General features: G+C 36.2%; 25 protein-coding genes. 16 read left to right on the top strand and 9 right to left on the bottom strand.

What is annotated here, in order from left to right; translation table 11 throughout:
- Positions 1–4 precede the first annotated feature (4 nt).
- The 4 genes from ACM26V_RS07395 (at position 5) to uvsE (ending at position 4,775) form a co-directional block, all read left to right on the top strand.
- Positions 5–526: a GntR family transcriptional regulator gene (locus ACM26V_RS07395; protein WP_416150783.1), complete on the top strand. Its 522-nt coding sequence runs from the start codon at positions 5–7 to the stop codon at positions 524–526.
- A 655-nt stretch (positions 527–1,181) separates the two neighbouring features.
- A complete protein-coding gene (locus ACM26V_RS07390) occupies positions 1,182–2,687 on the top strand; it encodes a malate:quinone oxidoreductase (RefSeq protein ID WP_416150782.1) in 1,506 nt (501 codons plus the stop codon).
- Positions 2,688–3,048: 361 nt separating this feature from the next.
- On the top strand, positions 3,049–3,579 hold the full coding sequence (locus ACM26V_RS07385; RefSeq protein ID WP_416150781.1) for a CueP family metal-binding protein: 531 nt from the start codon (positions 3,049–3,051) through the stop codon (positions 3,577–3,579).
- A gap of 227 nt (positions 3,580–3,806) precedes the next feature.
- Complete coding sequence (gene uvsE / locus ACM26V_RS07380) at positions 3,807–4,775, top strand: UV DNA damage repair endonuclease UvsE (RefSeq protein ID WP_416150780.1); 969 nt, start codon at positions 3,807–3,809, stop codon at positions 4,773–4,775.
- A gap of 218 nt (positions 4,776–4,993) precedes the next feature.
- Here uvsE and ACM26V_RS07375 read toward each other — a convergent pair whose 3' ends face one another.
- Genes ACM26V_RS07375 through ACM26V_RS07360 form a run of 4 tightly spaced genes read right to left on the bottom strand, consistent with a single transcriptional unit; the run spans position 4,994 to position 8,555 of the window.
- On the bottom strand, positions 4,994–5,992 hold the full coding sequence (locus ACM26V_RS07375) for an SPFH domain-containing protein (protein ID WP_416150779.1): 999 nt from the start codon (positions 5,990–5,992) through the stop codon (positions 4,994–4,996).
- 24 nt (positions 5,993–6,016) lie between these two features.
- Entirely contained in the window at positions 6,017–6,787 is a 771-nt protein-coding gene (locus ACM26V_RS07370; protein WP_416150778.1) for a TPM domain-containing protein, read from the bottom strand.
- Positions 6,787–7,812 (bottom strand): TFIIB-type zinc ribbon-containing protein, encoded by a 1,026-nt coding sequence (locus tag ACM26V_RS07365; RefSeq protein WP_416150777.1) that lies wholly within the window; start codon positions 7,810–7,812, stop codon positions 6,787–6,789. The genes ACM26V_RS07370 and ACM26V_RS07365 overlap by 1 nt, the downstream gene beginning before the upstream one ends.
- A gap of 56 nt (positions 7,813–7,868) precedes the next feature.
- Positions 7,869–8,555, bottom strand: coding sequence for a PspA/IM30 family protein (locus ACM26V_RS07360; protein ID WP_416150776.1), 687 nt, complete (start codon positions 8,553–8,555; stop codon positions 7,869–7,871).
- 246 nt (positions 8,556–8,801) lie between these two features.
- Here ACM26V_RS07360 and ACM26V_RS07355 point away from each other — a divergent pair, with 246 nt between their 5' ends.
- Together ACM26V_RS07355 and ACM26V_RS07350 are read left to right on the top strand one after the other, a co-directional pair.
- Positions 8,802–9,107, top strand: a complete 306-nt coding sequence (locus tag ACM26V_RS07355) for a hypothetical protein (protein ID WP_416150775.1) — start codon at positions 8,802–8,804, stop codon at positions 9,105–9,107.
- Positions 9,108–9,401: 294 nt separating this feature from the next.
- Positions 9,402–10,013 (top strand): hypothetical protein, encoded by a 612-nt coding sequence (locus tag ACM26V_RS07350; RefSeq protein WP_416150774.1) that lies wholly within the window; start codon positions 9,402–9,404, stop codon positions 10,011–10,013.
- A gap of 118 nt (positions 10,014–10,131) precedes the next feature.
- Here ACM26V_RS07350 and ACM26V_RS07345 read toward each other — a convergent pair whose 3' ends face one another.
- Positions 10,132–10,347: a hypothetical protein gene (locus ACM26V_RS07345; protein WP_416150773.1), complete on the bottom strand. Its 216-nt coding sequence runs from the start codon at positions 10,345–10,347 to the stop codon at positions 10,132–10,134.
- Positions 10,348–10,532: 185 nt separating this feature from the next.
- Between ACM26V_RS07345 and ACM26V_RS07340 the strand changes: the two genes are divergently transcribed.
- The 5 genes from ACM26V_RS07340 (at position 10,533) to ACM26V_RS07320 (ending at position 14,343) form a co-directional block, all read left to right on the top strand.
- The gene (locus ACM26V_RS07340) at positions 10,533–11,462 is read left to right on the top strand and encodes an ABC transporter ATP-binding protein (RefSeq protein WP_416150772.1); all 930 of its coding nucleotides are present in this window, start codon (positions 10,533–10,535) and stop codon (positions 11,460–11,462) included.
- Complete coding sequence (locus ACM26V_RS07335) at positions 11,446–12,387, top strand: ABC transporter permease subunit (protein WP_416150771.1); 942 nt, start codon at positions 11,446–11,448, stop codon at positions 12,385–12,387. The genes ACM26V_RS07340 and ACM26V_RS07335 overlap by 17 nt, the downstream gene beginning before the upstream one ends.
- Positions 12,388–12,453: 66 nt before the next feature.
- Positions 12,454–12,843, top strand: a complete 390-nt coding sequence (locus ACM26V_RS07330; protein ID WP_416150770.1) for a GntR family transcriptional regulator — start codon at positions 12,454–12,456, stop codon at positions 12,841–12,843.
- Positions 12,836–13,537, top strand: a complete 702-nt coding sequence (locus tag ACM26V_RS07325; protein ID WP_416150769.1) for an ABC transporter ATP-binding protein — start codon at positions 12,836–12,838, stop codon at positions 13,535–13,537. The genes ACM26V_RS07330 and ACM26V_RS07325 overlap by 8 nt, the downstream gene beginning before the upstream one ends.
- Entirely contained in the window at positions 13,534–14,343 is an 810-nt protein-coding gene (locus ACM26V_RS07320) for a hypothetical protein (RefSeq protein ID WP_416150768.1), read from the top strand. The genes ACM26V_RS07325 and ACM26V_RS07320 overlap by 4 nt, the downstream gene beginning before the upstream one ends.
- A 101-nt stretch (positions 14,344–14,444) precedes the next feature.
- On the opposite strand, the gene ACM26V_RS07315 is transcribed toward ACM26V_RS07320, so the two are convergent.
- On the bottom strand, positions 14,445–15,005 hold the full coding sequence (locus tag ACM26V_RS07315) for a DUF6241 domain-containing protein (RefSeq protein ID WP_416150767.1): 561 nt from the start codon (positions 15,003–15,005) through the stop codon (positions 14,445–14,447).
- Between the two features lie 277 nt (positions 15,006–15,282).
- Between ACM26V_RS07315 and ACM26V_RS07310 the strand changes: the two genes are divergently transcribed.
- Both ACM26V_RS07310 and ACM26V_RS07305 read left to right on the top strand, forming a co-directional pair.
- Positions 15,283–16,209, top strand: coding sequence for a prenyltransferase (locus ACM26V_RS07310; RefSeq protein WP_416150766.1), 927 nt, complete (start codon positions 15,283–15,285; stop codon positions 16,207–16,209).
- 255 nt (positions 16,210–16,464) lie between these two features.
- Entirely contained in the window at positions 16,465–17,013 is a 549-nt protein-coding gene (locus ACM26V_RS07305; RefSeq protein WP_416151816.1) for a peptide-methionine (S)-S-oxide reductase, read from the top strand.
- Between the two features lie 71 nt (positions 17,014–17,084).
- Here the strand turns inward: ACM26V_RS07305 and ACM26V_RS07300 are convergent, their stop codons facing one another.
- Positions 17,085–18,170 (bottom strand): DNA alkylation repair protein, encoded by a 1,086-nt coding sequence (locus tag ACM26V_RS07300; RefSeq protein ID WP_416150765.1) that lies wholly within the window; start codon positions 18,168–18,170, stop codon positions 17,085–17,087.
- Between the two features lie 1,050 nt (positions 18,171–19,220).
- Between ACM26V_RS07300 and ACM26V_RS07295 the strand changes: the two genes are divergently transcribed.
- Both ACM26V_RS07295 and pfkA read left to right on the top strand, forming a co-directional pair.
- A complete protein-coding gene (locus ACM26V_RS07295) occupies positions 19,221–19,424 on the top strand; it encodes a hypothetical protein (RefSeq protein ID WP_416150763.1) in 204 nt (67 codons plus the stop codon).
- Positions 19,425–19,678: 254 nt separating this feature from the next.
- Positions 19,679–20,635, top strand: coding sequence for a 6-phosphofructokinase (gene pfkA / locus ACM26V_RS07290; RefSeq protein ID WP_416150762.1), 957 nt, complete (start codon positions 19,679–19,681; stop codon positions 20,633–20,635).
- A 301-nt stretch (positions 20,636–20,936) separates the two neighbouring features.
- Here pfkA and ACM26V_RS07285 read toward each other — a convergent pair whose 3' ends face one another.
- Both ACM26V_RS07285 and ACM26V_RS07280 read right to left on the bottom strand, forming a co-directional pair.
- Positions 20,937–21,254, bottom strand: a complete 318-nt coding sequence (locus ACM26V_RS07285) for a hypothetical protein (protein WP_416150761.1) — start codon at positions 21,252–21,254, stop codon at positions 20,937–20,939.
- Between the two features lie 194 nt (positions 21,255–21,448).
- On the bottom strand, positions 21,449–22,603 hold the full coding sequence (locus ACM26V_RS07280; RefSeq protein ID WP_416150760.1) for an MFS transporter: 1,155 nt from the start codon (positions 22,601–22,603) through the stop codon (positions 21,449–21,451).
- Between the two features lie 136 nt (positions 22,604–22,739).
- On the opposite strand from ACM26V_RS07280, the gene ACM26V_RS07275 reads away from it, so the two are divergent.
- Positions 22,740–23,600, top strand: coding sequence for a glycoside hydrolase family 43 protein (locus ACM26V_RS07275; protein ID WP_416150759.1), 861 nt, complete (start codon positions 22,740–22,742; stop codon positions 23,598–23,600).
- Positions 23,601–23,910: the final 310 nt, after the last annotated feature.

Here is a 23,910-nt window from a genome sequence, read left to right as displayed (position 1 = left end):
CGGTATGGGAACATTTGTGGAAAAAATGTTCATCGAGAGTGGAATTGAAGAGCTAACTAGCATGACTGATGTGATCACACAAAGTGGCCGAACTCCTGGAACTAGTATGTTTTTACAAAAAATTGTTAAAATAGATCAGGAGACGAAGGTATTATTAAACTTGGCTGAAACAGATAAAATTATTGTTGTTGAACTGATTAGGACAGCAGATCAAGAACCTGTCATGTACAGCTTAGATAAACTACCGTTTAGTTTATTTCCAAGTGAATATCATTTTTCTGAAGAGTTACTTCTCAAAGACTTGAAAAATGATGCTAATATTGAAATTGATTATGCGGTTTTTCGTTTAGAATCCGTTAATTTCCATTCTGAAATATCACCAAAACTTAATTGTGATGAAAATACCTGTTTATTAGTATTGGAACAGGTTCACTATTATAAAGGGAATCGTTCAATATTATATTCTAACAACTATTTCAGGTCAGATAAGATTAAATTTCACCTTATCCGTAGAAGAAAGAGATAGCCCTTAGCTCCGGAGGATCAATTTTCTTGAAGCAGTTTAATTTAATATAGAGTCAGGATTTAAGTGCAGGAGCCAAAAGTGGAGTTGTGACTATAAACAAAACGTTTACCGATTAAATTAAAGATATTCAATAACTCAGATATTGGAAGAGCGAGTGATACACTGAAAAGTGGGTGAAGATCTTAAAAGATCGGCTAGTGAAGATAGACATTGTTGATGAAGAAAAGAAATTGGCATAAATCACTTTCAAAATCTATGTATTATATGGGCTAGTGTAAAGAAGCAATAGAAATGAAACCACCTAATCATGAAGTTACTTCATGATTAGGTGGTTATTTGTATTCATAACCTTCGTGGAGGGGTTTTCCACTACTCTTAGCTTGTAAATTTTTTATAATTATCATATAATTGAAGATGTTTAAATCTACTAATAATTTTAATAGACTATGATATGGTTATAATTGATACAGAAAAGGTGTGTGACTTGGTCGCGATTTAGCTTGATTTAACGCTATCGCCTACATCTTTTTTGTACTTTAAGAATGTTTAACTTCACTAAAGGATTAAAGTTTAAGATAAACTAAGGCTTTCACCATGAAGGACTTGGCGACAAGCCAAGTTTTTCTAACAAATTTAGGGGAAAAGGTTGGTAATAATGAGTAGCAGAGAAACTAAAACAGACGTGATTTTAATCGGCGCCGGAATCATGAGTGCGACTTTAGGGACGCTCTTAAAAGAATTAGTACCAGAAATTAAAATAACAGTGTATGAGAACCTTCCGAGCGCTGGAGAAGAAAGCTCTAACGAATGGAATAATGCAGGAACAGGGCATGCGGCATTGTGCGAGCTTAATTACACGAATGAGAAACCGGATGGCTCAATAGATATTAGTAAAGCTATTAAAATAAACGAACAATTTCAAGTTTCAATGCAGTTTTGGTCTTATCTTGTAAACAACAATTTAATAAAAAATCCAGAGGACTTTATCACGACGTTACCTCATATGAGTATGGTCCAAGGGGAAGACAATGTAACGTTTTTAAAGAAACGATTTAAAGCGTTGTCGAAAAACCCTCTATTCAAAGGGATGGATTTTTCTGATGACCCTGAAAAATTGCTAGAATGGCTTCCTCTAATTATGCAAGAACGTTCATCGGATAAACCGATAGCTGCAACGAAAGCTGACGCTGGAACGGACGTTAACTTTGGAGCTTTAACGCGCATGTTGTTTGATCACTTAAAAACAAAAAACGTTGATATAAAATACAAACATAGCGTTGATAATATAAAACGTACTAGTGATGGTGCGTGGGATTTGAAAGTGAAGAATCATGAAAGCGGTAGCGTCGAACAGCATTCGGCCAATTTCGTCTTCATCGGAGCTGGGGGAGGCAGTCTTCATTTATTGCAAAAATCTGGTATTCCTGAAGGCAAACAAATTGGTGGATTCCCTGTAAGTGGATACTTTATGGTGTGTAATAATCCAGATGTTGTCGCGCAGCATCATGCTAAAGTCTATGGCAAAGCTAAGGTTGGTGCTCCACCAATGTCTGTACCTCACCTTGATACAAGGTATATTGACAATGAAAAATCATTGCTGTTTGGACCATTTGCTGGTTTTTCACCAAAGTTTTTAAAATCCGGTTCAATGTTCGATTTACTAAATTCTATTAAACCGAATAATGTCTTAACAATGATGGCGGCAGGTGCCAAAGAGATGTCATTGACAAAATACTTGATTCAGCAAGTGATGTTATCGAAAGAACAGCGCATGGAAGAGTTACGAGAATTTATCCCGAATGCGAAAACTGACGATTGGGATTTAGTCGTAGCAGGTCAACGTGTACAAGTTATTAAAGATACTGAAGCGGGTGGAAAAGGAACGCTCCAATTTGGTACAGAAGTGGTTAGTGCCGCTGATGGTTCAATAGCTGCATTACTTGGTGCTTCACCCGGTGCTTCTAGCGCCGTTCATGTCATGCTCGAAGTAATAACAAGGTGCTTTCCTGAACAGTTGGAAGAGTGGGAACCGAAAATTAAAGAAATGATTCCATCTTATGGAGTTTCACTGATGGAGAACCCAAAACTTCTGGAAGAAATTCATACTACAACAGCGCAGGCGCTCGGTTTAACGAAAAAAGAGTTGGTATCTGGTCTTTAGTTAACTTCTTTGATTTAGATACAATGATTGATTAATATTGATAACAAACCTGAGGGAGGAGATTCGCCCCCCAGTTTTGTTATTTTTTATTTCATGCCCTTCTGCAGTTGTATCTTTGTACAGAACTTCGATCAAAGATGTGGAAATTGCAACAATCGATGTCTTTAGTTTTTCACTATTACTTAATTAAGAACATTTTATGAAATAATATAAAAAATATATATTCTTTATTATATTGATGATACTATTATGTTTGTTAAATAAAAATCGTCTCACTTTGATAATATAGATTTAAATGTATGTATCGGATTCAGTATATAATCTTTTGGCATATAGAAAATGAAAAGGAGGTATTTCCGATATGAACAGGAAAATAATAGCGCTTATTGGGGTGGCTTCCATTGTCTTGGTATATTTGTTTGTACTAAACAGTGAAAGTAATTCTCCAACAGAAAATGAAGCACAAAATATAAATGAATTGGTGCATGACTACAGTGTAGGCAACATAGATAATCAGTCTGCTTCTATCACATCACATCAACTCATAGTGACCGACAGCAACGAAGGTGAGTTAATCTATGACTTATCTGAAGAAGAATTTTTTGTTTCAATTGCACCATATGTTGATGAAACCCATCCTTGAAGCATCCATAACCTGACAGGTTGTCAGGGAGAGTTGGTAGAAGAAGATTTTAACGTTTACATTGAGGATATGGAAGGCAACGTGGTCATGGATGACATGGTGACATCCCATGCTAACGGATTTATCGATTTATGGCTACCACGTGATAAAACATATATCACGACCATAACACACGATGAAAAAGTGGTGGAGTCAGAGATCTCTACGTATGAAGGAGACAACACGTGCATTACAACGATGCAGTTCTGATACAGAAAAAACACCTGAGTATCAATTGGTAATAATTCATAGGATAGTTAGTCCATTATTGGGGCTGATTGTCCTTTTTTAATTCGATTCGAGTCGTGGCCTCTACAATTAATTGACAAAAACCTGCATTGTCTGCTTTTAAATGATATGAGTTGTTCAGTAGAGGCTACATAACTAGAACTTAATTTGTCTACACTAAGGAAAAACGTGGAAACAGGTGATGCCAGATGACATTGTTTCGGCTAGGATACGTAGCCATGAGTGTAGAATTAAAAAATGCTTCCCCTTCTCAAACAATGAGTTACAAAAGGTTTCAAGAAATTGGTGATCCAGAAGTTGCTATAAGAAGACTTGAGAGAATTACGAAATCGAATATTCATAATTGTTTGAGATTATTAAAACACAATAAAGCTCACGATATAGAATTTTTTAGGTTAAGTTCTCGGCTAATTCCGCTTGCAACGCATGAAGATTTAATAGAGTGGGATTATCTTTCAGGAATAAATGAAGATCTGATTAAACTAGGATCGTTTGCCGAAGCAAATGAGATGAGGTTGGATTTCCATCCAGATCATTTTGTCGTTCTGAATTCTCCGACGAAAGAAATTTTCAATTCATCGATAAAGGTATTAAAATATCACTACCTTTTGCTTAAACAGATGGGGATCAATCCGACCCATCGCTGCGTGCTTCATTTAGGTGGTCGCTACAAAGATAAAGAAAAATCATTAGAACGCTTTATTGACAACTGGTCTCTTATCCCATCAGAGATTCAGAAATTAGTGATGATTGAAAATGATGATACGTCTTATACTTTAGAGAATTGCTTATATGTATGTGAGAAATTAAATATTCCTTTAGTTTTTGATATCCATCATCATTTGGCGAACCATGATGAAACCGAGTGGGAGATTCAATGGGAAAGAGTTGTCAACACTTGGATTGATTCCGACTTACCTGTAAAAATGCATATTTCCAGCCCTAAAAGTGAATCAGCTTTCAAGAGTCATGCTGATTTTATAGATGTAGATATGTTCTTGGATTTTGTAAATAAGGCAAACGGATCGACAGAACAAATTGATTGTATGATTGAAGCAAAACAAAAAGACGGAGCACTGTTCCAATTAGTTGATGAGCTAAAAGGTCACCCAAATGTTGTGATGGAGACTGCTAGCTCATTTAGATGGAAAAAATGAAAAATTGGTCTACCTACCTGAACGGCAACGCGTATGAATCAATGAACAATTAGGAGATTTTAAAGAAATAATCCAGTTACGAAAAAGTATCCTGCTCGTAACTGGTTTTTTGATGTATTTTAAAGATTTCTTTTTATTAAAGAAGTTTTGTGAGATGTCAGTATTGAATAATACTTTACGAGGATGAGTTGTTATGCTGTGACTTCAGACCGATGATATTAAGTCAATTTATGGCCGCAGTTGGAACAGAAGTTACTATCACCCGTTTTTGTACCACAGTTCGGGCAGAAATTAGATTTTGTTTCAGGCGCTGCTTGTTGATTCTGGTTAGGTTGGTTTTGACTGGGTTGGATTGGTTGGTTGTTATTCGTTTGGTTTGGATTCATTTGTTTCATCATTTCATTTCCCATGTTCATTCCCATCATCATGCCTGCCATGTCAGCGGCGGCACCTCCACCTTTTACTTTACCAGAAGCAATGCCATCGACCATTTCAACTTGCTGGTATTTACCCGTGTCTCCAATCATACTGTGAGAAGCAGTCTTCGTAATTCTATTTTGTATTTCTTTAGGATAATTAAAGCTCATCACATTAAATCTTGTAATCGTAAGTCCATCATCAAAGATACTCATATCTAAATCTTGCTTTATCCCTTCAGAAATATCATACGCATTGGCTTGAAGGTTAAACATGTCTTTCCCTTCTTTACTAATCCATTTCATTAATAACTGATCTAAATTAGACGTGATTCTTAGTTTAACGTCTTCTACTAAATAACTTTTTTTAACTCCAGCAATATTATCTATAAGTGCAATATAATCATTTACTTTAAAATTAAACGTTCCATTAGCTCGAATCGGAATACCTCCTGGAAGCTGTGGATGAGGGATATTCACGGCATTTTTCGTACCCCACTTCACAACAAACTCTTTCGTATTGACAAACAAGACTTCTGCACGCATCCCACTATTGAATCCGAATCTAAATCCTTTAAGCGTCGAAAGAAATGGAACAATTTGCGATTCCATATCGTAATCTCCAGCATCTTTGAAAATACCTTCCACTCTGCCAGAATTTAAAAATATTGCGTCTTGTCCTGGTTGAATGATTAACTTACTTCCTTTTTTTATCTCTCTATTACTCCATTTCCAGAAAATCATATCTTCTCTAAATTCTTCCCATTCTACAACGTTAGCAAATTGTTTTTTAAAAAACATTGTTGGTCATCTCTCCCTATAATTTTAAAATTTCCCTCTGCTTCCACTATGGGAATGTCCGCCTTTTGTAATTCCACCACCACCACGACTATTATTTTGACTGGTAGGCTTTTTAACTTTCGTAACAACTTTCCTTACATAGGTGTCTCTTCTATTGGTAACTGCGGAGTTACTTGTATCCATGTAAGTTCCTCCACTAGTAGTCATTCTTCCGCTAGATCTGTAAAGCATCATAGCCACAATGATTGCAGCAATAATAACAGAAAGAATAAGTTGAAAGCCTAGATTTAGAAAGATATTGTCTGGGTTTACCCCCGGTTCTATATCCAAATATTCATGTGATAATTCTACATAAGAATGAAAAGCATCATAATAATATCCTTCTGATAAATCTGATGTTATTTTTTGTCGAATCAGATCAGCCCTGCTATCATCTACATATTCCTCACCTTTATAGAATCCACTAATATATACATCGCGACTCTCCATATCAATCGTTAAAATAACAGCATTTGCTTGACTCTGGTCATACATCTCATCATAAAAATCACCTGTAAACTCAACAATATCCAAACCCTGGGAGTCATTTGTGGTTAATATAGTTATATCGGTCTGCCTTTCTTCACTATACTGGTCTGATAACTGTTCAAGTTCTTCCTGTTCTTCGACGGTTAACAGTTCTGCATAATCATAAATTTTCTGATTGTTTTCAGCTGAAACAGGGAAGGCAGTTGCAGTAATTAATAGGAAAAGCATAATAATCGAAAACTTACGGATGAAGCTTTTGCTTTTCACTATATGCCGCCCCCGATCATCCATGCTACTATTTGCAAGGTAATCATTGAAACACTTGCAATACCTGTAAACCAAGCAGCAACTTTACCTTTGCTTATTGGTGGTTTACCGACAATTTTTCCTGTTTGACCATTCATGGCAAAAATATGATCCGTTTGATTGTAATTGTAACAAACCATCCATACAGGAAAGAGGGTGTAGTGAGTCTCTTTTTGTTTTGTTTTAATTCTCTTACTCTTATAATCAGTGGAACTATACTGACTCGTAGTAGAATCAATGTAGGAATCGACATACCTATCAACTCGAGATTTTACTCTTGGAAATAATTCTTTGTCATCGTAATTGTATTTTTCAGCAATATAGCCAGCTAAATAGGGCGTATTAAAGTCTTTTAGATCGCTATAATCATAAGGTTCTAACTTATCCATTAATTTATCGTCCATTTTTTCAGAAGCATCTACGGGTATTTTTAAATAATTCAGATCAATACTTCGTTGCACGTCATAATAGCTTGTCTCTGTATAGATGAAATCGCCTCTAGTATAGGTCCTGACTTTCGTACAAACAGCATCGACCTTTCCTTTGCTATTAATATCATACAACCAAAAAGGAACGTACATTCCAGTGATGCTTTTAACCCTATCGGCAGTCATAAATCCTTTTGGTGTCAATCGACCATTTTTGCACCATTTTTTGAATGCTTCCTTTGCTTTATCTTTGCTAATTGTAAACGGAATGACTTTTGAAGGAGCCATTTTTCCTGATAATCTATCTGCTAGCACAACTCCAGCACTACAAAAACTACAAGTTGTTGCTGTTGTATCTGCATCGGTTATAATTACTGCGCCACAATTTTTACATTGATACTCAACTGCTTCATCTTCCGAAAATTCGCGTGAAATAAACTCTTTTGGAAACGTATTAACATCGTCATGTCTCCCGCAACTATCACACGATATTTTTCCTGAATCACTATTAAACAACATATCAGCACCACAATCAGCGCACTTATAGTGGATTACCATTAGTTCAATTTCCTCCATTTATAAAGTTGGGATAAGCTACTGCTTATCCCAACTAGTTACTTATTTTTTAGACTAGCTTTTAATGCTTCAAGTTCACTATTTATCGTGGAGTTATTACTAGGATTATTATCGTACTTAGCTGTTAAATCTTCTATATCAGATTTAGGAGGAGAATTGAGTTCTGACATGGCGTTTGCCGTATCGATCGCGGTATTTGCCTTTTCTTCCATTCTATCAAATGCTGTCATGGAGTTATTGGCACTTCCTACGGAAGAAGTCATACTGTTAATTCTTTCTTGGGTTTTAGCAACGGATAGTTTACCCTTAATCGAATCCTTGCGAGATTCTAGTTTTCTTACATCTGAAACAAGCTTGTCATGCATTTCTCTCATTTTCATTGAATTAGAAACGGCGAATTCATATCCTTCAAGTAATCCCGCTTCTTTAGTAGCTAACGTGGCTTTTTTCTCCAAGAACTTTCTAGCATCGTCCTCATTATTAGACTCTAACGCTTTTATCGCATAACTTTGCATCTTATTCATTTCAGCAGTACAATCACCAAGTGCTCTCTTAGCCCTTTGTTCCTCGGCCATGATTGTTGCCGTCTCAGATTTTACTTTGCCTAAATCACGATTAAGATTTCTTAAACATTGGTCAATCATCTTTTCAGGATCTTCTGCTTTATCTAATAATGCATTGATATTGCTTTCCATAATATCTCTAAATCTTACTAGAATGCCCATCTTTAATAACCTCCTATTTATTTCCTCATACTATTATTTATATCATAAAAAATTCCATTTTACAATTTTTTCTACAAACAAAAAAAGAAGCGCAGGGACGGTTCTTTTGCTTCTTTTTTACGTTTTTATACGATGAATTTGGATTAAGTTTAAATTAAAGTTCGAATATTCTAAAAACTAATTGAATAAAAAAGGAATATCCTCCCATAGTATAGAATGTAATAACATAGGTGGGAGGTGATACAGATGAAGTTGGGAGATGTAGAGGAGGATTTACTAAAAGTTTTGTATGAATTTGAATTTAACAATGGGGAAGTTCCGCGTGTGATGGATTTCGATTTTAAAGAAATCGATCTAACAGCAAAAAAATCTGAAGCTATTCATATTATAGAAAAAATGGAGGCGGACGGTTATTTATATTTAGAAAGAAAACCTTTTGTTGAAGAAGGGATCGAACCTAAATATAAAAGAAATTTTTCCATTTTAAATTGGGGGAATGTTCATATTACAAGTAAAGGGAAAAATTATTTAAAATCAGCTTTAGTAATTTAACGACTTTTGGCAAGAAGTCCCCTTTAAAATCTAAGATTTAGGTGGGGAGGTTCACTTGATTAAAACCTATGTCACTCATATGAGTGGCTATTTTTTTCGTTGAAAAGTGTTTAGCCTTCGGGAAATGTTCTTTAATTTTAGTAAGAATTATGGTTTTCTAATGACTTTATCAATGGCTTATTAATTTTGTTTCATGCCCGGTATTACAGGTTAAATATATTAATAACCTGGATATTTATGTTATAATTTGAAATGATATACTCCATTTATATGATTATAGAGAGGGATATGTGTATGAATAAAAATCAATGGTTTCTGATAATTGTTTGCTTAATTACTTTAAGTATTCCTGGATGTTCTAACGAAAACTTAACTAATGAGAATGAAGAAGTGGCTGCTTTAGAAGAAACGAAGATAGAAGAAACTGAGACAGAAGAAAATGAGATAAATGTAAATGAAGTGCAAGAGAATGAAGATGATATTGAGCCGAGCGAGGGTCGTATTCCCATTGCAGCGTTGCATAACGTAGAAGAAATTGTGAAAGAAAAAGGGAAGTATGATATCGATTTACTAAAAGATGATGAGGAGTATGAAAAAGAGCTTCTTGACGAAATTATTGATGCACCTGATCAGCTTACTGGAGAGGAAGCTTATTCTCTCATTGTTTCTCTAGTTGCAGCTGATATAGAAGAAGAAGCCAAAAAGTTTGAAGATGTCGATCCAATCATTATGATTGACTCCTCTAATCCAGAGGATGCCATTGATATTCCAGAACAGGAAATCGTTAACGTTGCAATATTACTGGATGCTAGCGGAAGTATGGCTGGAGAAGTCGATGGTGGACAAAAGATGACACTAGTTAAATGTGAGGTGAGTTGGCGCTTCTCGACATGTAGTCTATTATAGGCTTTTCCTGTTGAGGATATGATTAGAATAAATAAACCCACACGGCATGTAAATTCTTGTCGTGTGGGTTTATTTTATTCATAGAATTTCACCTAAAAGTAATTAAAGATATTAAGGACTATCTCTTTAACGTACTCCACGTCTTCCCATCAACGTGGTTTTTCACACTTTCTTCTTCTACACGTGTGAGCGGACCATTGTTTCCATATAATTGACTACCTCCTGAGTATTGATCAAGGTCATTTCGGACAACATCATCAAAAATAGCAGGATTGTTAGTTTCTGATTGAATATTTTTAAGTTGTTGGTCGAATGGATTATATTGTCTCTTCATCTCTTTCACCTCCATAAAACCGAGTACCTTTCGTTACCTCTAGCATTCCAAAATAAAGTATTTTTATAATAAATTAGGGCCTTATTCTAAAAATTATTATGAGAAACTTTATTGACACTTAAACAACCTTAGTGTACTATTTGATTAGTACACTAAGGTTGTGTGATGAAGTGGAGGGGAATCAAATGGAACCAGCTATTCAGTTAGACCATGTATGGAAAAAAATTAATGGAAAAGTGATTATCAAAGATGTCACTTTATCAATGTATCCCGGAGAAGTTTTTGGTTTGCTCGGTCCTAATGGAGCAGGGAAAACAACAACGATTAGAATGATGGTAGGGCTTATGAAAGCAACAGAAGGAACAGTGAAAATAAGTGGAGTAAATCTTCAAAGCGATTTTGAAGAGGCAATTAAAAATATCGGTGCAGTCGTAGAAAATCCAGAGATGTATGGCTACTTGACGGGTTATCAAAATTTAAAGCATTACCAAAGAATGTCGATCGATGTAACAAACGAACGACTGGAAGAAGTAATTAAACTAGTTGGTCTTGAAGCACGGATTCATGAGAAAGTTTCCACATACTCTCTTGGTATGAGACAAAGGTTAGGTTTAGCGCAAGCATTATTGCACAAACCGAATGTGCTGATACTTGATGAACCTACAAATGGATTAGATCCAGCAGGAATTCGTGAAATTCGCGATTACTTGCGACGCATCACCGTTGAAGAACAGATATGTATTGTTGTGTCTAGTCATCTTCTTGCTGAAATGGAAAAAATGTGTGATCGAATTGCGATTATTCAAAAGGGTGAAATCATTCAAGTAGATAAAATTAAAGATTTTATGCAAGCGACGACGAATGAGTGGTTTATAGAAATTAAACCAATAGAAAAAGCGATAAAAGTCATTAATGCTGATGACCAAACGACTACAGTTAAAACTTTTGAAGAAGGTCTCATTATTAAACTTGAAAAGAAAAACGTTCCGAAGTTAATTGAAGACTTAGTAAGTAATGGAGTATCTATTTTTGAAGTGAAAGCAGCAAAACAAAAAACATTAGAGGATCAATTCCTCACCTTAACAGGAGGTGAAGATAGTGAAACAATTCAGTAAATTAGTTCAAAACGAAAACATGAAAATATTTCGAAGAGTCGGTACGAAAGTAATGTTCCTTTTACTACTTGTTGTAGTAGTTGTCATTGGATTATTTAGTCGGTTTCTATTCGCAGATGAAATGCACGGACAACAATCATCAAATGTGGGCATTTCTGTTGAAGTACAAGGTGAGAACGAAGAACTTCCTGAAGAAATTAGAATACAAATGGAAGACGAAATTGCATTACAAGATTATTATGAGAAGGAAGGCATTGAAGCCCTGACATCAAAGCATGCTTGGAATTTCATCATTACAAATGCGCAAACAATTGCTTTTGTGACGATGTTTACTGTTATTGTTGGAGCAGGCATTGTCGCAAGTGAACATTCAAACGGCACGATTAAGCTACTCCTGATTCGTCCGGTAAAACGCTGGAAAATATTGCTGTCGAAATGGACTGCTACAATGATTTTTTCGATTGTTATGTTGATTGCACTCATTTTATTTTCTTTTATCGTCGGGGCGGTGCTATTCCAATTTGATTTTGGACCAAATAGGTGGGTGTCAGTAGTGCAAGGCGAAATACGCGATTGGCACATTTTACAATACGCTTTTACTGTTTATGGGTTATATTTTATCGAATTAATCATCATGACAACATTTGCATTTATGATTGGAACAGTTTTTAAAAATCAATCATTAGCTGTTGGCCTTTCGTTAGTCGCACTTTTTATGGGCGGGCAAATTGTCTACCTATTAAGTCAATATGAGTGGATAAAATACATCCTGTTCTCGAATACGTACTTGATGCAATATGTAGAACAAAATCCAATTATCGAAGGAATGACATTATCTTTTTCAATTGTGATGTTACTAGGTTATTTTCTCTTATTTATGGCGATTGCTATGATCACTTTTTCGAAAAGAGATGTTGCGGAATAAAAGGTTTGATAAAATGAAAGTTATGGATTGGTTCTGTACCTCTCTAGAAAAGGAGGGTTCACTCACATGGCATTAAATTTCGATCATAATCGTCCAATATATATTCAATTAATGGAGTATTTTTACGGGAAAATATGCAGGTCAGAATTAAAATTAGGAGATAAACTCCCCTCTGTCAGAGAAACAGCTGTGAACGTAGGGGTAAACCCAAATACCGTCTCACGCACATATATGGAAATGGAAAGAGAATTAGTCGTTGTTTCTAAAAGGGGACAAGGGACTTTCGTAACGGAGGACAAAGCTATTATCAGTCATTTGAAGGAATCTACAGCTGAAAAACAAGTGGATGCCTTTTTGCAAACGATGAAACAAAATGGCTTTTCTGAATCGGAAACATTACAAATCATTAAGAAAAAAGTCGAGCTGATTGAAATGGAGGGAGACAATAATGAGTAAATCGACGATAACATTACAAAATGTATCGAAAAAATATGGTAAGGAAACCGCTTTGGCTCATGTCGATCTTTCAATCGATCATAAAGGAATCATTGGCGTTATTGGACTGAATGGAAGTGGCAAATCGACGTTGTTAAAAATGATAGCAGGTTTAGTTCAACCATCATCTGGTGAAGTATTATTTGAAAATCAAAAAATCACGAGAAGAATTGGCTCACACATTGCGTTTTTATCTGAACTCGATGCGCTTTATTCTTTTCAAACAGTGGCTCAAGCTGTCAAGCTATGGGATGGTGCCATCGATGATTTTTCAAGTGATAAGGCTCATAAAATCCTTCAATCATTAAACGTAGACACGAATAAAAAAATTAAAACGATGTCTAAAGGTTATCGAGCAAGAGTGAAACTTGCTGTTACATTAGCACGGAATGTACCTGTCTTAATTATGGATGAACCTTTGTCAGGGTTAGATCCGATTGTTAGGGAAGATATATTAAAAATAATTGTCTCTAATGTTGACTTAGAAAAACAAATGCTCATATTATCAACGCATGAAGTCTCAGAAGTGGAGCCATTTTTGGACTATGTTATCTTCTTGAAAAATGGAGAGATAGTCTTGAATGAAGCTGTAGAAACTTTACGGGAAGATCGGGGATTGAGTGTCATTGAAGCAATGCGGGAGGTGCTAATATGAAGTGGAGGTCATTGTTTACAAAAGAATGGCAAGCTACTCAGTTTTCCTATCTACTAAATTTAGCAGGTATTACGGCGATCTATGTATTTATGTATTCTTTTATGGAAAGGTTTCCGCCACTTGTATTCTTATTTGGCATGGCGATGATCGTTGCTCATGTGATATATATGTTAGTAGAAGTGCCTTCTTCATTAAATAAAGAATGGAAACAGAACACGGTGCACGTGTGGCTCAATTTTCCGATCGCTGGTTGGAAACTACTTTCAGCTAAGTTCATTGTAACGTTTATCCAATTTGGATTTTCACTCGTTTATTTAATGATTGTCGTGTATTTCTTTATTGTGAAAGCACGAACGATATTGGAACAATCAGGACAAAGCGAAATGCTTACTGAAATAACGCTTATGAAAGAATTATATGTCCAATTTAGTCCACTTATCTTTGTTTTCGTATCCTACGGGGCAATCCTGTTAGGTCTTGTAGGTTTATTTCTTTTTTTAATCGCAAAAATGATTCGCTTTGGTTGGATACTCGGAATTGGAATAGTCGTTGTATTTAATTACGGATTAAACTGGTTAAGAGAGACTGCTATTTATACTACGGTGACAGAGTGGGGACTGCTTGTAAACATAAAAGATTTACCAGCAGGCTTTTCATTCGAAGGGGATTCAGAGTCTATTATGGTAGAGTTAGGTAATGAATTATTAGTGCAAATCTATACTGGGCAAATATTAGTTGAGATGCTACTAATTGTTGGAATTTTCTTATTCCTCAGTTGGATATTTGATCATAAACTTCAAGTTTAGTCTTTTGATTTTAGAGGTTGTGTTTTGTTACAACCTCTAAAAATCAATAAATTTTTTAGGTAATAGGCTTTACTAATGAAGGGTTTGAGTTTGCTTAAGCATTATTCTGAAAAATGTAGCTCAATGTATTGTTGCTCTGCTTCATCGCTCAACAATCCAGTTGCGATGCCAACTGTCCCACCTTGTAATTCCCAAATGGCGTTATGATCCTCAACTGCACGTGTGAAATCTCCTTGATTCCACCTTTCAAGAATATCTAAATAAACGTCTTTGTTATCAAGATGGCCCTCTTGTTTGTTTTCCACTACTTCAATCAACCGCTCAATTCTTTCATCGGTAATTCGCATTTTTCCCCACTTTTGACTTGCTTCCACCTTTTGATGAGACATATGGTGTATCGCGTCCTGAATTTCAGATTCCATCATATTATCTGGGAATTCAATTGCTACTTCTTCAGTGGAAGGGACATTTCCAATCATAGGTTCCTCATCTTCTGTGTCATTTACTTCTTCTATTTTTGTTGCTTCATTATCCTCAATAGTATCAAATCCATCTTGCATCTCATTATCTTCGGTTGCTTCTGGAGAGTCCAGCAAATTGTATGTATATAGACCAACAGCAAATATAACGATTAGTATTGCAGTGACTTTTAAGATTTTCAAAATAATCCTCCTTTAGTGTATCGATGGAACAACACTCTCATCCTCTAGTTAATAATCTAAATTCCAATTTCCTACCTTCTATTTTGGATGATAGTTTCATCATCTGTCAATATTACTAGAAATTAACTATATATTAGTAGACACAAAGTTTCGTACAATTATAGGGTTGAATAAGCACTATTCTGGGAAGGGAATATACATCATGGAAATAGATTACGAGTGATTCAAGAGATAGATGCACTTTATCACAACTGATCGTAGAAAGGGTTTGCTACTATTGTCTAAACAGATTGACTCGATTCTTCGTGGGGGATGGACGTTACTGCGTTCAATCGCGGTTCTTTCATCTAGTGTTGCAACAATTATATCAACGATGCTTCCTTTATTTTTATACACTTCTCTTTCAACGGGTTATTTGATTTTTTTATTTGTTATTCTAACTATCTCAGCATTTACAATCCACGGTGTATTAACTCATGCTTTTAATGATTATAGTGATTATCAATCTGGTACGGATGATTTCAGTCCAGCTATATTGTCAGGTGGAAGTCGTGTTATTCAAAAAGGAATGATTTCTTTAAATACGCTTTGGTCATTAGGGAAATGGCTTGCGATTGTTCTTATATTAATTGCCTTGCTGTTTGCTATGTTTGCCCAATACAAGTTGACTGTTTTGATTTTAATTGGAGTTTGGGCTGCAGCGTCTTATTCTTTGCCACCTTTACGTTTAAGCTACCGGCCCTTTTTAGGTGAATGGCTTAGCTTATTTCCTTCGATTCTTTTTCTTGGGTTTGCCGGAGCTTGGATATCTTTAGGGTACATCCCGTTGTGGGCGATGCAAAATGCAGTAATTAATGCGTTGATATGTCTGTCTTGGGTAATGGTTCATCATATACCAGACCTAGAAGCAGATAAACAGGCTGTTCCTATGAAGCAGACTAGTGTTGTCTGGTTTGCCACTAAATTTGGTCTTTATTATTCGCGGATCCCTGCTTTACTATATCTTTTTATAGCGGGATTGTCCGCGATATGGTTGGGACTTGATCGGATATGGGCAGCCGGTGGGATAGTTATTATCATTACTTTCGCTATGTTTCTAGTATTAAAAATGAATGTGGAAGATACCCAGCAAGTTACGTTTTATGAAAAAATATTGCTTCTTTTAGCAATGATTACAGCAATAGGCTTAGGTGTATATATTTAATGGAAGGGAAGTTCGCTGCTCGAGTATTATAGGGATGGAAAAAACTTTATAGTTCGGAGAGGGCGTCAAATTTTTTCAAAAATGATAAGATGTTATGAAAGAATAAATTAAAAATCGGTCGAAACAAATTAAAGTTAAAAGGAGCAAACACAGATGATTAATTTGAACTTACAGGCAAATAAGGTACAAACAGCAACTTTTGGCATGGGGTGATTTTGGGGACCAGATGCTCAGTTCGGGCATTTACGAGGTGTTATTAGAACACGTGTCGGTTATTCTGGTGGATCAACATCTGATCCTACGTATAGAAAGATGGGGGATCATACGGAGAGTATTGAAATTGATTTCGATCCAGATCTTATTTCTTATGAAGAACTTTTGTATATTTTTTGGGGGAATCATAACTCTCTTAGAGATTCTTTTTATAAAGACAGACAGTACATGTCGTTATTACTTTATCATAATGAAGAACAAAGGGAACAGGTTCAAATAATAAAGCGGAAATTAGAGCAATCTTTAAACGGAGAAATCCAGACTGAAATAGCTCCTTATGCAAGGTTTTACCGCGCGGAAGATTACCATCAGAAGTACTATTTGAAAAGATATCCGAATGCGGTTAAGGAAGTAGCAAATATCTTTTCAGATCATGGCGACTTTGTTAACGCCACGATTGCAGGAAGGTTAAATGGTTTTGTAGCAGGTCACGGGAATTTAGTTGATCTTAAAGAAGAAATAAAAGGATGGGGATTAAATTCGGATGAGTCGAACATCCTCGCTGAATTATTAACTAAAATTAAATGGTAATAGCTTGCAGTGCCTACTCTCCAATTCGTTTAATCTGTTGGGGAATAGACACTTTTTTGATGCGTACTTGATTAATGCGACCTCAATTCAAAAAAAGTTTCAGCCATTTCTTTTCCATTAATTACAATAGATAAACGATGTTCACCTTCATAGTGTTTTCTCGTTGATAGATCTTTAAATGAATGGTTTCTAAGAAAAGTTACTTCACCACTTTTATATGTATTCTCCGTCATTTTAAATAGTTTTCGAGAAACTTTTCCATTCGCCTTCACAAAATCAATTCCATATTCGACTCTTAATTTGTAAGGCTGAAGGGAATGATTGATTAAATGAAACTGAAACGTAAAGCTGTCTCCTATAGCTAATTGGTCAGGTGATAGAGAAAGGTCAGTGATTTGCACGTTTGCGTCGGTATCAAACCCAAATATACTCAGTACCTCAGGATCAGCTTTTCTTAATAAGGTTCTTGCACCATGTTTTATAATCCAATCCGTATGGGAGTGTTGCCCTCTCCATTCTAAGAATAACTTTTTTACTAAACCGGGATGATCCTTTGAAATGTCATTTAAATTATTCGCAACGCTTTTACGAACGTATTCACTTTCATCTTTTTTTAAGAGAGATAGGATAGGAAGGATGGAAGTTGGATCTTCTTTAAACATCTTTAAAGGTCTAGCCCATGGGAGCCTTGGTCGACAACCCTCGCTTGCTAATCTACGCACATGGTGATCTTCATCTTTAGCCCATTGCTCTAAAATTGTCATCATCTTTATTGGATCTTGTTCAATAAATGGGCGGACGGCAAATTCTGAACTTGATGACGGTGTAAATTGTTTTAGAGCTTTAATGGATACGTCCCAATCTTTGAGACCGTACGTTTCTATATAATCAGGAAAAAATAAGTATTCAAATCCTTTACACTCAGAAGATATTTTTGTTAATACTTTTATGGCTTCTGGATAAGAAGGTGGTAAAGTTGTTGATAATGTATGTGTAATATGACGAATTCTTTGTTTTAACTCTTTGTTTTCCCAGTTATCATCAAAAATCAAATTTAAAAATAGATCCGAATCAAATTCATGATACTCCTGTTTTACAATTTTGCAAAATTGTGTGAGAAAAGTTTCGTTATACATGTTTTTCAGTGCTTCAGCCATAACAGGGTCAGCTCCTTTAAGTATTCTGTATAAAGTATAGCTGTATAAAGTATAGCGCAACTTAATACAGTTGGACTACTTAATATTTTTTTGGGGAAGTAAATCATTCTTTCATTAAAGTGTCACAGAACAATGATATAATCAACCCCGAATTATTCATAAAACACAGTCCTAGTCATACGAGATGAAAAAATCAATTTCTCACATAACTTTTGCAGGGGACACTTGACCCACTATAGGTGACCCTTTCCGTGCCCAATGCTTCAGTCTACCTCGAACGATCCGAAACAGCGAGGAATTCGGAGCGTTCGAGGAATAGAGATAGGAAAACGATACGAATTAGGGAGGGATTCGGAGCGTTCGAGGAATCGAGACAGGAAAACGGTCCGAATTAGGGAGGGATTCGGAGCGTTCGAGGAATCGAGACAGGAAAACGGTCCGAATTAGGGAGGGATTCGGAGTGTTTGAGGAATCGAGACAGGAAAACGGTCCGAATTAGGGAGGGATTCGGAGCGTTCGAGGAATCGAGACAGGAAAACGGTCCGAATTAGGGAGGGATTCGGACCGTTCGAGGAATAAAGATAGGAAAACGATCCGAAACAGCGAGGGATTCGGATCGTTCGAGGAATAGAGATAGGAAAACGATCCGAAACAGCGAGGAATTCGGAGCGTTCGAGGAATGGAGAATGAAAAACGATCCGAAACAGCGAGGGATTCGGAGCGTTCGAGGAATAAAGATAGGAAAACGATCCGAATTAGCGAGGAATTCGGAGCGTTCGAGGAATAAAGAATGGAAAACGATCCGAAACAGCGAGGGATTCGGATCGTTCGAGGAATAGAGAATGGAAAACGATCCGAAACAGCGAGGAATTCGGAGCATTCGAGGAATAGAGAAAGGAAAACGGTCCGAATTAGGGAGGGATTCGGAGCGTTCGAGGAATAGAGAATGGAAAACGATCCGAAACAGCGAGGGATTCAGAGCGTTCGAGGAATAGAGATAGGAAAACGATCCGAATTAGGGAGGGATTCGGAGCGTTCGAGGAATGGAGAATGAAAAACGATCCGAAACAGCAAGGAATTCGGAGCGTTCGAGGAATAAAGATAGGAAAACGATCCGAAACAGCAAGGGATTCGGATCGTTCGAGGAATAGAGATAGGAAAACGATCCGAAACAGCGAGGAATTCGGAGCGTTCGAGGAATCGAAATTGAGAAACGGTCCACACTGCGAAAGTGGCTTTAATACTTTTATTTAATTTCATTTTTTTCTGCTGCACTTTTCATGATGATGGAGATACTTTTTCTATGATTTTCACTTATAGGCTGAAAACGTTAAAAGCCAGTACGACCATATGACACAACAGACAGAGCAATTTTAAATTGTTATATGAATAATCTAGGTCAACTTGTTTGAATAGTTAATAGGATTGGGTATATTTATTAATATGAGATAACGAGGGAGTATCAACTAGAGCACTAATTATTACATAACAATGAGAGGAATGTTTATATGAAAAAAATAGGAGTATTAACATCTGGCGGTGACTCTCAGGGCATGAATAGTGCGATCCGTTCTATAGTTAGAACAGGTATTGCTAGTGGTTTTGAGATGATTGGAATTAAAAGAGGATATAAAGGATTAATGGAGAAAGATTTTATTCCATTAGGTTCAAAAGATGTAGGGGACATCCTTTATCGGGGCGGTACATTTCTTCAATCCGCTCGTTCGGAGGAATTTAAAACGGATGAAGGACAAATGAGAGGTGTCAATAATTTAAAAGAAGCTGGAATCGATTACCTTGTTGTGATTGGTGGCGATGGAAGTTATCGTGGAGCAGCTAAGCTTAATGAAAAGGGAATTAAAACATACGGTCTACCTGGGACGATTGATAATGATATCCCTCTAACCGATTATACGATTGGATTTGATACGACTTTAAATGTCGTTACGGAAGCCATTGGAAACCTAAGAGATACAATGAGTAGCCATGAACGAGTAAGTGTCATTGAGGTCATGGGCAGGAACTGTGGTGATATCGCTCTTCACGCAGGAATCGCTAGTGGTGTGGATGCGATTTTAGTCCCAGATTTACCATGGGATATTACAGATATTTCTGAAAAACTTAAAGCTGGTTTTGAACGAGGAAAGACACATAACATCGTTATCGTTGCTGAAGGTGTGGGAAAAGCTGAACACATTTCTTCATTGATCAAGGAATATAGTGGGTTGGATACAAGACCTACTGTATTAGGGCACATACAACGTGGTGGAACACCATCGGCTTTTGACCGAGTCTTTACAAGTCGAATGGGGCATAAAGTGATTGAACTAGTTGAAAAAGATATTTATGGCGTTGCGTTAGGGATGGAAAAAAATGAAATTACTTACCATAGCTTTGAAGAGATTTTTGAAGCGAAGGATGTTTTAAATAAGCATCTCTACAAAATTTTTGAAGACCTTATTTAAATGAAACAAAAAGGAGTAACTCTGCAATGCAGTAGATACTCCTTTTCAATGGTTACCAACCAAAATACTGGTCACGATGGTACTAAGACAAAGTTAGAAGAACATACCCTTTAAGACATGAATAGTCTTGAAGGAGGGGTCCATATACTTAAAAGTATCGATTGGCAAATGGTTTCATTTGTCGGGATATCAATGTTAAAAGAATATTGGATGTATTACGGATTTCCCTGTATTTATTATTATTGTGACTCTAAACAGAAGAGTACAGTGAAAGATCAAGCATGTAATGGATTGAAGTGAATTAAGACTTTAAACGTTCTTTAAACTCATGAAATCTTTTTTCAGCCTGTTCTGCCGACATAAGGTTTCCAGTTAAGATACTAAGCATGAAATCTTTCTTCGCCTCTTGTCGTAAATAATAAAAAACGGTTGGTTTCTTCTTTTTTAACAAGGAAATTAATTCGATTACAGGAAGCGAGAGTGTTGGGTGTTTTGTTCTCAAAAGAAGTCTAAAAAAACTCCGGAATTCTGGAAATGCTGCGGCATTATCTTCAAGATCCGCCAACATCTTTTCATATTTTATCATTTGGTTTAATAGGTCTTCATCAACTTTTTTCATTATATACTCCTTTTATTAATGTTATTAAAAGTATACCAATGATAAATACTAGTTCTTTATCATTAGTTAAGTTTAATAATAAAGTCTTATATTAACTATCTGAAGAGATTAGTGAATCGGAAAATTTAACCTGATAATTCCAACATTTATTAAATAATTTCACTAATGAACATGAATCATTAGCACTTGTAACTTTAAGTGGTATTGACCAATTTCGGTTCTGCCAATTTGGTGTAGCCAGCGATCGTAAGGACAATCATTCCGATTAGAAAAGCGATAAAATATGGAGATACTGTATCACGTATAAACCCTGTAACGGAAGAGCTAGCGATGATTCCTAGCGAATAGACAGCGGACATATAGCCGAACGCCCTTCCGTGTAGATCTATTGCTGCATTCTCTGTAATGGAAGTGGCCATTGCTGGCATGACAAGACCAAAGAATATTCCGATTAAAAATAAGAGAAAGGGTAACGGTAGTAATTCGCTAAACAGACCAAAGTGGCCGATGGACATGCCAAATAGTCCAAGCATTAAACGCTTAAATGGGTCAAAACGATTGATGAAAAATAACGAGAGAGTGATAAATGTCCCAATACCCATATAGCTAAATAACTGACCAGTTCTAAAGGTAGAAAGGCCTTGTTCGACGGTCAAATAGGGTATTTCAAAAATAAGCACACCGTGGACGTACAACACCGCAAAACCAATGAAATAAACGATAAGTAGATTAGGTGCTGCGTTTAGGACACCTCTTCCGGAACGTTGTGTTCGATTCCTAATTGTTACGACTTGGCGGTCTTTTAAGAAATATACGGAATAGATCGCAGTGATAATCATCGCTGTACCAATGAAGAAATACGTATGGACATAACCAATCGCTTCTACCAATTTACCTCCTATTAACGGAGCGATAATACTTGCGATCGTAGCTAGCATTCCATTAATAGCAATGTTTTTTCCTTGTTGTCGGCTATTTTTTGCATAGCCTGAGAGTAACGCGTATGCCGCAGGAATCATGAACGCTAAGGCAAAACCGTTTAAGGCATGTAGTATTAACAAGTCGGCAGTGTTTGATGCTAGACCATGAGCGATAAATAGTCCTCCAGAAGCAAATAACGGAAAAGTGATGAAGGTTTTCTTGCCGAATCGATCGACTAATGGTCCAGCTATTAAATTTCCAGTTAAATTGGTAAACGATGTAACACTTAGTATGATACCTATGATAATACTAGATGCACCAAACGCTGTAGCATATGGAGTGAAAACAGGTATTTGAATTCTCATAATTAGACTAATTAAAAACATGACAATAAAGATATTCCATTTATCTAAAGATGCTTCCTTCATTTTTTTCACCTCGGGATAATGTATGTACGAAATCTAAAAAATAGACGAGCAGTATGATAATTGAGTTAGCGGAAAATTTTGCTTATAATGAATGCGTATACAAGTAATCTATTATTAATTCTAGGGGGAAGAGGATATGCTAACTAAAGAAGAGATTCGAATTCGGGATCCATTTATTTTGGTGGATCGCGATACTGAAACATATTATATGTATGGGACAACAGATGAAAATACTTGGGAAGGAAAAGGTTCAGGTTTTAATGCGTATAAAAGTAAGGATTTATTGGAATGGGACGGGCCATTTTCTGTTTTTAAACCAAACGAACTCTTCTGGGCAGACCGTCATTTTTGGGCGCCAGAAGTTTATTATTATCGAAATAACTATTATATGTTTGCTTCTTTTAAATCAGAAGATAAACGTCGGGGCACGCAAGTACTTACAGCAAATGATCCATTAGGACCATTTGAACCGTTGACAGAGAAACCAGTCACTCCACGCGAATGGGAATGTTTAGATGGTACGTTGTATGTTGATCACAATAATGACCCTTGGATGGTTTTTTGTCATGAGTGGATTCAAGTAAAAGATGGGGAAATTTGTGCGATAAAATTGTCGGAAGATTTGACGACTTCTATTGGTGAGCCGAAGATTCTTTTTCGTGCTTCAGAAGCTAAATGGCCCGCTAGAAATACGCAATACGTAACCGATGGACCGTTTCTTTTTCGGAATAAAAAAGATGAATTATTAATGATCTGGTCAAGTATGGGAGCGAAGGGATATGCTATGGGAATTTCTAAATCATTAACAGGCAATGTCTTAGGTCCGTGGGAACATGAAGAGGACGCGTTTTTTGACGAAAATGGAGGGCATGGTATGCTATTTGAAACACTTGATAGAGAGTTACGGTTAGCTATTCATGCACCGAATAATATGCCGAATGAAAGACCAGTTTTTCTTAACATCAAAGAGGAAAATGGGAGTTTAAAGTTAATTTGAAGAACCATTCCACTCTGATAAAACAGGTGACTTGAGTTATTAAGTAGTTCCTACTTAAACAAGTCAAATCAGTATTTTCAGTTATTCAGTAATCCTTAAGTAAAGTCTTTCAACAACAATGGAATGGGAAGCTACATATAATAAAAGAAAATCAGAAATGGCCAAAAATGACCTTACTCGAGAAAAGTAGAGGTCTTTTTTGGTTTTTTACTTAACGTTTATTTTTTTAGGGACACGAAGAAGAGAGTATCGTCATATATTAAAGCCTTACGTATACTTCCGCCTTATAAGTAAAATACTATGCCGAATA

The organism is Salipaludibacillus sp. HK11 (assembly GCF_047795645.1).
In the GTDB taxonomy this organism is placed as follows: Bacteria; Bacillota; Bacilli; order Bacillales; family Salisediminibacteriaceae; genus Salipaludibacillus.
The sequence above is the reverse complement of the archived record's forward strand: the minus strand, read 5'-3'. Positions and strand labels throughout refer to the sequence as shown.

What these genes read in the sequence shown, in the direction of transcription:
- ACM26V_RS07375 (WP_416150779.1), bottom strand. Translation starts at nt 5,992, where the DNA reads ATGTTTTTTAAAAAACAATTTGCTAACGTTGTAGAATGGGAAGAATTT.
- ACM26V_RS07280 (WP_416150760.1), bottom strand. Translation starts at nt 22,603, where the DNA reads ATGAAGGAAGCATCTTTAGATAAATGGAATATCTTTATTGTCATGTTT.
- ACM26V_RS07395 (WP_416150783.1), top strand. Translation starts at nt 5, where the DNA reads ATGGGAACATTTGTGGAAAAAATGTTCATCGAGAGTGGAATTGAAGAG.
- ACM26V_RS07300 (WP_416150765.1), bottom strand. Translation starts at nt 18,170, where the DNA reads ATGGCTGAAGCACTGAAAAACATGTATAACGAAACTTTTCTCACACAA.
- ACM26V_RS07350 (WP_416150774.1), top strand. Translation starts at nt 9,402, where the DNA reads ATGAATAAAAATCAATGGTTTCTGATAATTGTTTGCTTAATTACTTTA.
- ACM26V_RS07345 (WP_416150773.1), bottom strand. Translation starts at nt 10,347, where the DNA reads ATGAAGAGACAATATAATCCATTCGACCAACAACTTAAAAATATTCAA.
- ACM26V_RS07390 (WP_416150782.1), top strand. Translation starts at nt 1,182, where the DNA reads ATGAGTAGCAGAGAAACTAAAACAGACGTGATTTTAATCGGCGCCGGA.
- ACM26V_RS07285 (WP_416150761.1), bottom strand. Translation starts at nt 21,254, where the DNA reads ATGAAAAAAGTTGATGAAGACCTATTAAACCAAATGATAAAATATGAA.
- pfkA (WP_416150762.1), top strand. Translation starts at nt 19,679, where the DNA reads ATGAAAAAAATAGGAGTATTAACATCTGGCGGTGACTCTCAGGGCATG.
- uvsE (WP_416150780.1), top strand. Translation starts at nt 3,807, where the DNA reads ATGACATTGTTTCGGCTAGGATACGTAGCCATGAGTGTAGAATTAAAA.
- ACM26V_RS07325 (WP_416150769.1), top strand. Translation starts at nt 12,836, where the DNA reads ATGAGTAAATCGACGATAACATTACAAAATGTATCGAAAAAATATGGT.
- ACM26V_RS07320 (WP_416150768.1), top strand. Translation starts at nt 13,534, where the DNA reads ATGAAGTGGAGGTCATTGTTTACAAAAGAATGGCAAGCTACTCAGTTT.
- ACM26V_RS07330 (WP_416150770.1), top strand. Translation starts at nt 12,454, where the DNA reads ATGGCATTAAATTTCGATCATAATCGTCCAATATATATTCAATTAATG.
- ACM26V_RS07365 (WP_416150777.1), bottom strand. Translation starts at nt 7,812, where the DNA reads ATGGTAATCCACTATAAGTGCGCTGATTGTGGTGCTGATATGTTGTTT.
- ACM26V_RS07295 (WP_416150763.1), top strand. Translation starts at nt 19,221, where the DNA reads ATGAAAAACGATCCGAAACAGCAAGGAATTCGGAGCGTTCGAGGAATA.
- ACM26V_RS07360 (WP_416150776.1), bottom strand. Translation starts at nt 8,555, where the DNA reads ATGGGCATTCTAGTAAGATTTAGAGATATTATGGAAAGCAATATCAAT.
- ACM26V_RS07275 (WP_416150759.1), top strand. Translation starts at nt 22,740, where the DNA reads ATGCTAACTAAAGAAGAGATTCGAATTCGGGATCCATTTATTTTGGTG.
- ACM26V_RS07340 (WP_416150772.1), top strand. Translation starts at nt 10,533, where the DNA reads ATGGAACCAGCTATTCAGTTAGACCATGTATGGAAAAAAATTAATGGA.
- ACM26V_RS07355 (WP_416150775.1), top strand. Translation starts at nt 8,802, where the DNA reads ATGAAGTTGGGAGATGTAGAGGAGGATTTACTAAAAGTTTTGTATGAA.